The sequence below is a fragment of the Dyadobacter sp. Leaf189 genome (genome assembly GCF_001424405.1).
Taxonomy (GTDB): Bacteria; Bacteroidota; Bacteroidia; order Cytophagales; family Spirosomataceae; genus Dyadobacter.
This window is the reverse complement of record NZ_LMPS01000001.1, coordinates 595,829-607,934: the sequence shown is the minus strand read 5'-3', so window position 1 is coordinate 607,934 and position 12,106 is coordinate 595,829. Positions and strand designations below refer to the sequence as shown.

Sequence of the window (12,106 nt, the reverse complement as noted above, 5' to 3'; positions counted from 1 at the left end):
TTGAATAATGGTTAAATATTTAGTGGAAAAGCAGCTTACGTTTGACCTGAGCTACCACCACGATCTCGACAACAACGACAATTTTTCGCCTGACGGAAAGTGGCTGGCTTATGATACCAGAACGGATATTGGTGGCATTCCGGAATCTGCGCGGATCGAGAAGGTATGCATTGAATCGGGTGAAGTAAGGATCATTTATCAGATACCCGACAATGCAAAGTGGGGGCCGGGCGCGGGGGCGGTAAGTTATAGTCCTGTGGAAGATGCGGTAGTGTTCATTCACGGGCTTTCCAGCTGCACGGCCGATAACCCTTACCAGCAATGGCGGCGAACGGGCGTGATAGTCCGGGGTGCCGAGCCGGGCAAGCCGGTTTTTATGGACGCCCGCAATATTGACCCACCCTTCACCCCTGGCGCACTGCGCGGCGGAACGCACCGGCACGAATGGAGCGGCGATGGAAAATGGATTGGATTTACTTACAACGACGCGATCCTGAAAGCCCTGGAAGATGCTTCGGGAACCAAACGCAACCTGCGGACAATTGGTGTTTCAGCAAACATCGGCCCGGTTGATGTGCCGGCCACCCCGGAGAATGTACCGGGCGAATGGTTTAGCGTAGTTGTGGTGCGCGTCGTGCCGCAACCCCAGCCCGGCAGTGACGAGATTAATCATGCAGCAAACGATAGCTGGATCGGGAAGAAAGGTTACGTCAGGCCTGATGGAAGTCTGCAACTGGCGAGAGCTTTTCTGGGGACCGTGGTCGATAGCAACGGCAATGAGGTACCCGAAGTTTTTGTAGTCGACATTCCCGACGATATTACCAAACCCGGCCCCCTGAGCCCACTCGAAGGAACTGCCAGCGACTTTCCAATGCCGCCGGCAGGTACAGTTCAGCGGCGGATCACATTTACCGCAAACTCAGCTTTCCCTGGATGCAGCGGTATTGTCAGGTCTTCGCCAGACGGCTCAAAACTTGCATTCCTCGCCAAAGATGAAAACGGAATCACCCAAATATTCACGATTTCGCCTCTCGGCGGAGAGGCTTCGCAGCTTACTAACCACGATTCGGATGTGAAAGGAAATGTGCGGTGGCATCCCGGTGGCGGGTATATTGCTTATGTATGGGAAGAAAGAATAATGATATGCGAAATTGGCAATGCATCTTTTCAGCAAAGAATAAGAGTGCTGACAGCTCCGTCCGAACAAGCGCCGGCTAATCTGGTCTGGTCACATGACGGGCAAGTACTTGCCTGCAACAGGCTGGTGGAGGATGCAAGTACCGGAGGCAAGACGCAGCAGATTTTCGTATTAACAAATATATTTTAAGACCTTACCATTGCCTGAATTGAAAAAGCCGGTGAAATGTATTCATCGGCTTTTTCAATTTTGTAAGGGAATAGTTCTACTCTCTGCGTCAGATAGAAACATGCGTTTATTGCGATGTGGGTTTTGATATAACCAATCACATTTTACTTCAAAGATTGAATTATGATTCAAACAATGCGCTGGTTTGGGCCGAATGATCCGGTGTCTTTAATGGATATCAGGCAGGCGGGTTGCAGCGGGATCGTGAGTGCGCTGCATCAGATTCCGGTTGGTGAGGTTTGGTCCGTGGAGGCGATTGAAGAGCGAAAAATGTTGATCGAGGCTGGTAATGCACAATTTACCGAACTGCATTGGCTGGTTGTTGAAAGTCTGCCGGTTCATGAGGATATCAAAAAAGGATTACCCTCCCGCGAAAAATACATCAGCAACTACAAGGAATCGCTGCGCAACCTGGCAGCTTGCGGGATCAAAACCGTTTGCTACAACTTTATGCCGGTGCTGGACTGGTCGCGCACGCAACTCAGCTACACGCTTCCCGAAGGCCAGCAAACGCTGCGCTTTGTCTGGGAGGATTTCGCCCTTTTTGACCTTTATATTTTACAGAGACCGGGATCTGAAAACGATTACGAGCCTGAGGTTCAAAAATCGGCACTCGCTAAACTGAATGCAATGTCGCAGGAAGAAATTGGCGCGTTGACCAATACCGTTTTGCTCGGTTTGCCCGGTTCCGAAGAGGCTTTTGAGCTGACTGAATTTCAAAGCTTGCTTAATGCATACGCGCATATCGGAGACAAAGAACTGCGCGAAAATCTCTATTATTTTATAGGGCAGATTGCCCCGCTGGCTCAGGAATTAGGCATTAACCTCTGCATTCATCCTGATGATCCGCCAAAATCCCTGCTTGGATTGCCCCGTGTTGTCAGTACCGAATCGGACCTTTCACAATTGTTGCAATCCTGCGATGTGCGCGCAAATGGGATCACTTTCTGCACAGGATCGCTTGGGGTACGGGCTGACAACAACCTGCCACAAATGGTTGAAAAGTTTGGCGACCGCATTCATTTTGTGCATTTAAGAACGACCAAACGCGACAGCGATAACCCATTGAATTTCCACGAAGCACCGCATCTGGAAGGCGACGTGGATATGTACGAAGTTGTGAAAGCATTGGTACAGGAAGAACAAAGGCGAAAAGCAGACCAATATGTTGACAGTGAACTGCCTATGCGGCCGGATCATGGATTTCAAATGCTGGATGATCTTCATAAAAGAACTTACCCCGGCTATTCCGCTATCGGGCGGTTGAAAGCACTTGCTGAATTACGCGGACTTGAAATGAGTATTTTGAGGTCGCTCCCGCAGTTTTAACAATAATCCATTTTACAAAGGCTCATATATGCCAGAAGAACTCGCATTAACAACTGCCCAGGCGGCATTTTCCCTGCAAGGAAAACGCGCGCTGATAACCGGCGGAGGCAGCGGAATCGGATTTTACATTGCCCAATGCATGATCGCTGCGGGTGCCAAAGTGATATTAACCGGCCGCAGAGAGGCTGTTTTACAAGAGGCAGTCAACACCCTCGGCCCTGAAAACGCTTCTTATTTCGTCAATGATATTACCGACCTGAAATCAATTCCTGCATTGATTGACAATATCGAAACGAACGTCGGCGAAATCGATATACTGATCAATAATGCGGGTATTAATATGAAAAAACACGCGGTTGAGGTGACCGATGAGGACTTTGACCGAATTATACAAACCAACCTGCACGCCGTATTTTCAATTACACGCGAATGCGGTAAAAGAATGATCGAGCGAAAAAGGGGATCCATTATCATGATCACCTCCATGGCGGCATTGTACGGGATTGATCGTGTGGTGGCTTACACTGCCTCCAAATCGGCAATCGGGGGAATGGTAAAAGCTTTGACGACTGAATTTTCACCTTACAATGTGAGAGTAAATGCAATAGCCCCCGGCTTTATTGAAACGCCTATGATGTTAACTGCAATGGATGGCGATCCAGCGCGGCGTGACAAAGCAATGGACCGTACGCCAATGGGAACCTGGGGCAAACCCGACGATATCGGCTGGGCAGCTGTGTTCCTCGCGTCAGAAGCTGCGAAGTTTATCACAGGTGTTTCACTGCCTGTCGATGGCGGGAATTCGATAGGTTTTTAGAAGAGTGCTCTTTGTTACCCTGAGCGCAGTCGAAGGGCAAGCATTACGCTTATCCCTTCGACTGCGCTCAGGGTGACAAAGCCAGAAAGAGGCAAGGCAAACTATAAACCACCAACTAACAATTCATTAACTAAAAATGAAACTGAACTCAAAAGCCCTTCAAATAATCGTAATTCTCCTGCTAACATCCTTTGCAACCTCGACTTTCGCCCAAAAAATCAAATGGAACAAAGTCAAAGTATTGGTTTATACGCGGAATGGGAAGGGTTATGTGCATGATAACATCGCAGCTTCGGTGGCGGCGATTCAGGCTTTGGGAAAACAGAATGGGTTTGCAGTGGATTCGACTTCTGACGCTGCGAAATTTACTGACGACAATCTCAAACAGTACGACGTCCTTATTTTTTCCAACACCAATAATGATGTATTTGACACGGATGCACAGCGCGTTGCATTGATGCGCTACATTCAGTCGGGTGGAAATTTCCTGGGAATTCACTCGGCATCTGGTACGGAGCGGAAATGGCGCTGGTTTAAGGATATGCTCGGCGGGACGTTTTTCTGGCACGAGCCGGGACAAAGTTTTTCGGTAAAAATCCTTGATCCCAAAAATCCCGCTCTGGCGCATTTACCCACAACCTGGAACCGCGAAAAGGATGAATTTTACTTCGTCAAGGAAATGGCGGTGAACCTGAATGTACTGGCTGTAAATGACCATTCTACCATTCAAAAACCAGCTGGAAAGGCGCTTGACACATTTGGTACCGTGTTTCCTTCGGTTTGGTGGCATGAATACGACGGCGGTCGTGCAGTATATACTTCACTGGGTCACGAAAAGACGGACTACGAAAAAGACGATTTGAAAAAACACATTCTTGGTGCGATCGAGTGGGCTATTGGTCCGCAAAAATCACGGAATTACAGCAAAGCTTACGCGGCCAGCCCGCAAGATGAAGTACGCAGGAAATAAACGAACGAGAAATCCATCCAACCTGAAAGGCAATGAAAGACAATCACAAAGAAATTGATCAGAACAGGCGCTCTTTCCTGAAAACAACTGCAAAAGGGACTGCGGGCATTATTGCCGCCTCCATGTTCCCGACCATTGTTCCTTCAAGTGTGTTTGGTAAGAATGCGCCAAGCAATAAGATTAACATCGGACAGATTGGCTTTGGAAGGATCGGATCTTCACACGATTTGCCGGAAGTAATCAAAAATGAAGCTGCACACGTGATTGCAGTGGCAGATCTGGATAAAAACCGGCTGGCAAAAGGAAAGGTCTGGATCGAGAAAAAATATGCGGAACGGACTGGCAAGGAAAACTACCTGGAAGTAAAAACGTACGACGATTACCACGAACTCCTGGCCAGGAAAGATATTGACGCGGTGATTATCAGTACACCTGATCACTGGCACGCGCAGCCTGCCATGGAAGCCGCAGTCGCCGGGAAACACATTTATATGCAAAAGCCCACTTCGCTCACGATCAAAGAAGGCCGGATGATGGCGGATATGATCAAGAAAAAGGGAGTGATATTCCAATTGGGTAGCCAGCAGCGATCAATTTCTCCGTGGCCGCAATTCAAAAGGACCTGCGAGCTGGTAAGGAATGGCCGCATTGGCAAGCTGAAAAAGGTGTATGTTGGTCTGCCGGGCGATCCTCCGGGAGGAAGTACCGCGGAAATGCCGGTACCTGCCAACCTGAACTACAATATGTGGCTCGGCTCTACGCCGGAGGTATTTTATACCCTCGACCGCGTGCATTCGCAAACGGACATCAATGATCGTCCGGGTTGGCTGCGCTTGGAGCAGTTTGGCGCGGGTATGATCACAGGCTGGGGCTCGCACCATATTGATATTGCGCATTGGGGAATGGACACGGAATTGACCGGGCCGATTGAAGTAGACGGAAAGGCCACTTTTCCTGCGAAAGGATCGGGTCTCTGGGATGTTCACGGTGATTTTCTGGTGAATGCAAAATACGCAAATGGCGTCGAAATGGAGATCGGAGGTACGAACCCGAATGGCGTAAAATTCGAAGGTACCGAAGGCTGGATATTTGTTTCACGCGGGAATGTGGGTGTAACTGCGTCAGATCCCGGTGCGGCTGCGGCGGCAAAGGAAAACAAGGCATTTTACGCGAGTGATCCGAAGATACTTGGCTCGGTGATCCAGGCGAATGAAATCCATTTGTACGAAAGTCCGGAGCAGCACCAAAACTGGATCGAGAGCATTCAAAGCGGCAAACAGACGATCAGTCACGCCGAAATAGCGCACCGCTCCTGCTCAGCGTGCCTTATCGCGCATACCGCAATGAAGTTGCAGCGCAAATTGAAATGGGATCCGAAAAAGGAGCAATTTATTGGTGATAAGGAAGCGAATTCAATGCTTTCAAGGCCGCAAAGGGCTCCTTATGGCACTAACTATGTGAAAGAATAAAGGGAGAATGGAGGAAAGGGAGGAAGGGTTTTTGCTTTTATATTTAATTGAACCAAGAGCAGGTAAATCCGACCGTTTAAGCCGATAGATAATTAGCTAAAGCCAGGAGTTAAAGGTTACTGGTATTGAAAGGGAGAAGTTTCTAAATTTGGAAACTTCTCCCTGTTTTTAACACACTATAAATTGAAGAACTTTGACATACTAATGCTGGAAGATGCGGAAGAATTCCTGGCATCATTATCCCGGGAAGCAGCTGCGAAGATTGTCTTTAACATTTCGCTTGCTCAGACCACAAATGATCCCCGAATCTTCAAAAAACTGACTAGTGATATTTGGGAATTCCGGACAAGATATCGCGGGCAGCAAATAAGATTATTATCTTTTTGGGATAAAACTAACAAACAGAAAACGCTGGTAGTAGCGACTCACGGCTTTGTAAAAAAGGTAGATAAGGTTCCAGGGAAAGAGATAAAAAGAGCGCTTACAATAAAAAATATATATTTTGCTCAACTAGACGAATGATGACATGATAACAAAGAAATTAAAGACTTATACACTGGAAGAAATCAAGGACAAATACATAGGAGAAAATGGAACGCCGGAGCGGGACCAATTCGAGTATGAGTTGAAAATGGAATTGATGGGACGGATGATTAAAGAGGTCAGGAAGGAGAGGAAGTTGACGCAGGCGCAGCTTGGAGAGCTAGTAGGTGTTCGGAAAGCCCAAATATCCAAACTTGAAAGCAGTGCCAACAGTGCGACCCTCGAAACGCTGGTCAGAGTGTTTAAGGCAATGCAGGCTGAGGTTTTCTTTAATATTAAAATTGACAACCACCATCTGCGGCTTTGTTGATTGTCTTCGTCAGTAATTGCCTTTATACTCCCGCGGCGTGTGACCGATGTATTTTTTAAAATTCCGGTTGAAGTTGGATAACGAGTCGAAGCCACTGTCGTAGGCAATTTGGGCTATCGTCCATTTGTCTTCCAGAAGTAGCTTGCACGCGTGGCCGATACGGATTTCGTTTACGAAGTCGATGAAAGTCTTGTTAGCCCGCGCTTTGAAGTACCGGCAGAATGCCGCTTCCGTCATACCGGCAAGCGACGCTACGTCACCCAGCCGAATCTCCTGGAAAAAGTGCTGCAACACATAATCGTGCACTTTTTGCATTCGCTCCGTTTCGGAAACTTTGTAGGTATTGACGTATCCATAACTTGAAATCGGCGAGCCGCCCGGCTCGTGGGCGAGCTTGTCAAGCAGGGTTAGCAGTTTTAAAATGCTCTTGAAACCTTCCGTGTTAGTTTGTGCTAAAAGTTCTTCCCGGATGTGATCGCGGAGTGCGCCTTTGTATTCAATTCCTCTTTTTGATTCAATCAATAATTGCCGCAAACCGAGCATTTCCGGTTTCTCCAAAAAATCCTTTCCCAAAAAATCTTCCTGAAAGTATAGTACTACACCGTGCGTGACCAAATCGGAGCCGGCGTCGAAGTAAGCCGGGTCGCTGCGCCAGAGGTGCGGCACGTCGGGACCAAGGAAAACGGTATCGCCGGGGCCAAATGTTTGAATAGAATCGCCGATCAATCGCTTGCCCGTGCCTTCCAGTACCGTAAAAAGCTGGTAATGCGGGTGAAAATGCCAGTTGGGGTCAAAATGCGGGGCTTTCAGCTCCTGTACAGTTACAGTGTGAACCTGGCTTTCGATGTTTTTATGAATAGGTGCCTTCAAAGCGCTGCCTTGATTTTTACATTAATACAAGTGTATTTACAAATTTACTATCAAAATACAGTAAGTCCAGCTATTTACTTAATTCAATCCCATTTATTAACTGGCAAAAGATTGCGCTTCTTATTACGTTAATTACAAGGTGGCGTTAGTCAGGCCACTGGCATAATTTTTACATTAAATGGTTGCCCGAACAAGTTATTGCAACTGTTTTCACCGTGAATATGTCCCTTAATAACAATTTTGAAGAATCGTTACCTCTATGAAAAATTTCTTCCCTTTGATGGTATTCGTACTGTCAATCTCTTTCATGACCAGTTGTGGAAAAACAACCACAATCAATAGTAACATGGAGCTCACCGGCAAGTGGCAGCTGGAAAGCATTGTGCAGGAAGACGATACGATTAAAAAACCACCGCTGCAAAAAGGCGCGTTTGAAGTGAGCCTGAACTTCAAAGAGAAAGGCGAACTGGAAGGGACTTCATCCACGAATTACCTTACCGGCTTTTATGAAACAGCCCAGCAAAATACCATTCAGCTTGGTGGCGGCGGCACAGAGCGTGCGGAAACTTCCTGGGGAAACCTGTTCGTGAATGCGCTTCCAAACGTGAATATGTATGATTTGAAGCCTAATAAGCTGGTTTTATATTATGAGAACAACAATGCACTGATCTTCGCGAGAGCGCAATAATAGTCTTCTTACATACCGACGAAGCAACCTGTTCTGACCGAAGGTTGCTTTTTTTATGCCCCTGTCCCACTATTATTCCTATTTTACCACTGGATTTATCAATAACCGACCAATACTCGTCAAAAGACGAAATACGTTCGGAGTTGGTTTGTCGTAAGATTGCCATATACATTACCGCAAAAATGGAATTTGATGAAATTTAGCATGAACCTTCTCCTATGGGGGAATCAAATTGACGATAGCCTGTTTCCTACCCTGGAATTGATTAAAGAAATTGGATTCGACGGCGTTGAAGTACCTATTTTCAATACGAATCCGGAGCACTGGTTTAGCTTCCGTAAAAAGCTGGATTCTCTTGGCCTGGCATGTGAAACGGATACCATTTGCGGCCCAACTGAAAACCTGATCAGCGCCGATCCTGCGATGCGGCGGCACACGATTGACCATTTGAAAAGTGTACTCGATTGCTCGCTGGTACTCGGTGCAACGAAGCTAATGGGACCCTACCATTCTGCATTGGGCGTTTTTACCGGCCAGCCCGCTACGCAGGAAGAGTGGCAGTGGGGCATTGAAGGGATCCGCGAAGTGGCTGATTACGCCGAATCGCTGGACATTACACTCGGACTGGAATACCTGAACCGTTTCGAAATGTACCTCACCAGCTGCGGCGATGAGCTGATCCGGTTTGTGAATGAAGTAAACCACCCGAACTGCACCATTATGTTCGATACTTTTCACGCCAATATTGAAGAGAAAAATATCGGCGACACGATCAGAAAGGCGGCTAACAAGATATCATTTATCCAGCTGTCTGAAAACGACCGCTCTACGCCCGGTAAGGGAAACGTGGATTGGGAAGGCGTTTTCAAATCCATTAAGGATATCAATTACGACGGTTGGCTGAGCATTGAAGCATTCAGTCCCAAACTGCCGGTGGCGAATATCTGGCGCAAAATGTTTGATTCGGAAGAGCAATTAATGCGCGACGGACTTTCGTTCATCAAAGCAAACGTATAGCTGCCTGCGGATCCTGGATTTTAAAGCAGCAAAACTGACCATTTTCAAAGCCTCGCCACTGCGGGGCTTTTTCTTTTACGCGTCTTTCCTTGACTTATTTAAAGAGAAAGTATTATCTGATAGAGATATTTGAGCAAAACAGTAGTATTCTTAAATACTAATTTGTCATTAGTCTAAATAGACTGTTATTTTACAGCACTAACGACATTTCTTCTCTACTTCAATATCAATGAAACACTCTATGCTCATTCTATTGCTGATTGCGTCTTGCTCTGCATTCGCGCAAACCGGCAGTATCAAAGGAAAAGTTAATACGGAGGCAGGTCAGCCCCTCGAATCGGTCAACATCATTTTAAAAGGTACCGGCAAGGGGACAGTTACCTCGGCTTCCGGTGAGTTTGATTTTAATGGTCTGGCAGCTGGTAATTACCAGTTGATCGGGACAGGGCTGGGTTTTAAAAAGATTGAAAGAAGCATTACACTGAAAGACGGTGAAACTGCTGAACTGGAATTAACCGCAATTGAAGCAGCGGAAGAGCTGCAAACGCTTGAAATTTTAGGTCGCCGCGAGACTACCTATAAAAACGATCTTTCTTTTATTGCGAGTAAAACAGCGACGCCGATTAAGGAAGTACCGCAGGCGATCAGCTACATTACCAAGGAAGTAATGCGCGACCAGGGTACGTTTTTAATGGGTGATGCGGTGAAGAATATGAGCGGCGTAAACCAGTTTACATTCTACGACGATCTCACCATCAGGGGCTTCCGTATGAATGGAGGAAGTACTACCCAGCTCGTAAATGGGCTCCGGACCTTTTCGGGATTTTGGAAACAGCCGCCAGTGAACTATCTGGAAAGAGTGGAAGTGATTAAAGGTGCAGCTTCGGCTTTGTACGGAAATACTTCGCCAGGTGGTACTATCAACCGGGTTACCAAAAAGCCGCTTGATACGCCACAGAAATCACTTTCATTTACGACAGGCAGCTTTAATACGTTAAGAATGCTGGCGGATTTTACAGGTCCGATGAATGAGAAAAAGACTTTGCTGTACCGTTTGAATGTGGGTTACAACAATGCGCAGAGTTTCCGTAACCTGCAATTTGACAAAAATATCATCGTCGCTCCGTCGGTATCTTTCCTGCCTACTGAGAAGACTCGGATCAACTTTGATATGGTGTATAACCGGTCGAATAGCAGGCTGGATCGAGGTCAGTCGGTGAAGGGAAATGACCTGTATTCGAGCTCTATCAAAACTTCGCTTAATGCGGTGAATGATTATCTGAACGAGGAAACTTACCTGATCACGACTTCTCTGAACCATCAGTTTACCCAAAATACTTCTTTCAATGTGGCTTACCTGCGCACCGGCTATACCGAAGATCTGCTCGAACACCGCAGCAGCAATGTGAATGCGGTTGACTCCGCAGGTGCGCCTATTGAAAATCTGGTAGCGCGGCAGGTTTTTGTCCGCAAGACCAAGTCTTTCATGGACAATGTATCCCTGTTTTTTAACCATAATTTTAACACGGGAATCGCTGAGCACAAGCTGGTTGCAGGTTATGATTACATTCAATCTTCCACGCCGAAAGGATCGGGACAGCAAACTGCAAATGGCTATTTGCTGAAAGCGGGCGGCGCGGCACCTTACAATGCGAAGCAGTCTGAGCGGTTCTTATTTTACGACTACACGGAGAACGGAGTGACGCGCAGCATTCCGAAGCCGAACATTTCGCACTACGATCTCACACTTCAAAACAACAACCTGGAAGATCCTACGAAATACACTTATAATGTGGTGGCCAATGCATCTACTACGCCGGTGATGTACCAGTTGCACGGTTTGTATTTGCAGGAACAATTGAAGATCAACAGATTGCAGATTCTGCTCGGGCTGCGTTACGATACTTACATTGACAAAAAGAACTACACTAAAAATAATGAAACCAATGTAACACAGCACGCATTGCTGCCCCGCATCGGAGCTGTATATACGTTGACTAAAAACGTCAATATTTACGGTACTTACACCAAAGGCTATAATCCGCAGGATGCAGTCGTTCAAAGCGATCCGCTTTCCGGTGGCCCATTTGACCCGATCCGGAGCAGTTTGGCCGAAGGTGGACTGAAAACCGAGTGGCTCGATGGCCGCGTGACAGCGAATGCATCTTTTTACCAGATCATCCAAACCAATACGCTTTACTCGGCCAATGCGGCTGAAAACCCGAACCTGCAAACGCAGATCGGCGAAGAGAAAGCCAAAGGATTTGAATTTGACGTGACCGGAAATATCCTGCCAAACTGGAACCTGATCGTGGCTTACAGTTATAATGATGCGAAGATCACCGACGCAGGTTCACGCGCGGCCGACCAGGCGCTGGTGAACTTGCAAAAACCGAATGCACCTAAGAATCAGGGAAGTATCTGGACAAAATATACTTTCGTGAATGCAGGTTTGAATGGACTTGGGCTCGGCCTGGGAAGCAACTATGTAGGCGAGCGGAATTTGTCGATCAACAATGCACAAACTGTACCTGCTTACACGCTTTTGAACGCGGCCATTTATTACAAGATCGACAAGTTTCAATTTCAGGTCAACCTGAACAATGTGACTAACAAAACGTACTGGGTAGGTGGTTACGATTACCTGCGGCTCTTCCCGGGATCGCCTCGTAACTTCCTGGCTACCATTGCATATACTTTCTAATGTGATCTTTTTTATCTGATTTG

The 12,106-nt window shown here is 47.0% G+C and carries 11 protein-coding genes; 10 read left to right on the top strand and 1 reads right to left on the bottom strand.

The features are described from left to right. The first annotated feature begins 7 nt into the window (after positions 1 to 7). The 7 genes from ASG33_RS02670 (at position 8) to ASG33_RS02640 (ending at position 6,804) form a co-directional block, all read left to right on the top strand. Positions 8 to 1,327 carry a DUF3748 domain-containing protein gene (locus ASG33_RS02670; protein WP_056279985.1) on the top strand — a complete coding sequence of 440 codons (1,320 nt, stop codon included), beginning with the start codon at positions 8 to 10 and terminating at the stop codon, positions 1,325 to 1,327. A 162-nt stretch (positions 1,328 to 1,489) separates the two neighbouring features. Next, a complete protein-coding gene (uxuA, locus tag ASG33_RS02665; protein ID WP_056279983.1) occupies positions 1,490 to 2,695 on the top strand; it encodes a mannonate dehydratase in 1,206 nt (401 codons plus the stop codon). A gap of 28 nt (positions 2,696 to 2,723) precedes the next feature. Next, positions 2,724 to 3,512 carry an SDR family NAD(P)-dependent oxidoreductase gene (locus ASG33_RS02660; RefSeq protein WP_056279980.1) on the top strand — a complete coding sequence of 263 codons (789 nt, stop codon included), beginning with the start codon at positions 2,724 to 2,726 and terminating at the stop codon, positions 3,510 to 3,512. Positions 3,513 to 3,648: 136 nt separating this feature from the next. Then, positions 3,649 to 4,482, top strand: coding sequence for a ThuA domain-containing protein (locus tag ASG33_RS02655; protein ID WP_056279978.1), 834 nt, complete (start codon positions 3,649 to 3,651; stop codon positions 4,480 to 4,482). 32 nt (positions 4,483 to 4,514) lie between these two features. Then, positions 4,515 to 5,951 (top strand): Gfo/Idh/MocA family protein, encoded by a 1,437-nt coding sequence (locus tag ASG33_RS02650; protein ID WP_056279975.1) that lies wholly within the window; start codon positions 4,515 to 4,517, stop codon positions 5,949 to 5,951. 183 nt (positions 5,952 to 6,134) lie between these two features. Next, positions 6,135 to 6,473: a type II toxin-antitoxin system RelE/ParE family toxin gene (locus ASG33_RS02645; protein WP_082489072.1), complete on the top strand. Its 339-nt coding sequence runs from the start codon at positions 6,135 to 6,137 to the stop codon at positions 6,471 to 6,473. 4 nt (positions 6,474 to 6,477) lie between these two features. After that, a complete protein-coding gene (locus ASG33_RS02640; protein ID WP_056279970.1) occupies positions 6,478 to 6,804 on the top strand; it encodes a helix-turn-helix domain-containing protein in 327 nt (108 codons plus the stop codon). A 9-nt stretch (positions 6,805 to 6,813) separates the two neighbouring features. On the opposite strand, the gene ASG33_RS02635 is transcribed toward ASG33_RS02640, so the two are convergent. Next, positions 6,814 to 7,674 carry an AraC family transcriptional regulator gene (locus tag ASG33_RS02635; protein ID WP_056279968.1) on the bottom strand — a complete coding sequence of 287 codons (861 nt, stop codon included), beginning with the start codon at positions 7,672 to 7,674 and terminating at the stop codon, positions 6,814 to 6,816. A 259-nt stretch (positions 7,675 to 7,933) separates the two neighbouring features. Between ASG33_RS02635 and ASG33_RS02630 the strand changes: the two genes are divergently transcribed. The 3 genes from ASG33_RS02630 to ASG33_RS02620 all read left to right on the top strand — a co-directional run bounded on the left by ASG33_RS02630 (position 7,934) and on the right by ASG33_RS02620 (position 12,083). After that, positions 7,934 to 8,362 (top strand): META domain-containing protein, encoded by a 429-nt coding sequence (locus ASG33_RS02630; RefSeq protein WP_056279966.1) that lies wholly within the window; start codon positions 7,934 to 7,936, stop codon positions 8,360 to 8,362. A gap of 192 nt (positions 8,363 to 8,554) precedes the next feature. Then, positions 8,555 to 9,379: a sugar phosphate isomerase/epimerase gene (locus ASG33_RS02625; protein ID WP_056279964.1), complete on the top strand. Its 825-nt coding sequence runs from the start codon at positions 8,555 to 8,557 to the stop codon at positions 9,377 to 9,379. A 241-nt stretch (positions 9,380 to 9,620) separates the two neighbouring features. Beyond that, complete coding sequence (locus ASG33_RS02620) at positions 9,621 to 12,083, top strand: TonB-dependent receptor (protein WP_229238543.1); 2,463 nt, start codon at positions 9,621 to 9,623, stop codon at positions 12,081 to 12,083. Positions 12,084 to 12,106 lie beyond the last annotated feature (23 nt).

Excerpts from the sequence above, each read along its gene's own strand:
- ASG33_RS02670 (WP_056279985.1), top strand. The coding sequence starts at position 8 with ATGGTTAAATATTTAGTGGAAAAGCAGCTTACGTTTGACCTGAGCTAC.
- uxuA (WP_056279983.1), top strand. The coding sequence starts at position 1,490 with ATGATTCAAACAATGCGCTGGTTTGGGCCGAATGATCCGGTGTCTTTA.
- ASG33_RS02660 (WP_056279980.1), top strand. The coding sequence starts at position 2,724 with ATGCCAGAAGAACTCGCATTAACAACTGCCCAGGCGGCATTTTCCCTG.
- ASG33_RS02655 (WP_056279978.1), top strand. The coding sequence starts at position 3,649 with ATGAAACTGAACTCAAAAGCCCTTCAAATAATCGTAATTCTCCTGCTA.
- ASG33_RS02650 (WP_056279975.1), top strand. The coding sequence starts at position 4,515 with ATGAAAGACAATCACAAAGAAATTGATCAGAACAGGCGCTCTTTCCTG.
- ASG33_RS02640 (WP_056279970.1), top strand. The coding sequence starts at position 6,478 with ATGATAACAAAGAAATTAAAGACTTATACACTGGAAGAAATCAAGGAC.
- ASG33_RS02630 (WP_056279966.1), top strand. The coding sequence starts at position 7,934 with ATGAAAAATTTCTTCCCTTTGATGGTATTCGTACTGTCAATCTCTTTC.
- ASG33_RS02625 (WP_056279964.1), top strand. The coding sequence starts at position 8,555 with ATGAAATTTAGCATGAACCTTCTCCTATGGGGGAATCAAATTGACGAT.
- ASG33_RS02620 (WP_229238543.1), top strand. The coding sequence starts at position 9,621 with ATGCTCATTCTATTGCTGATTGCGTCTTGCTCTGCATTCGCGCAAACC.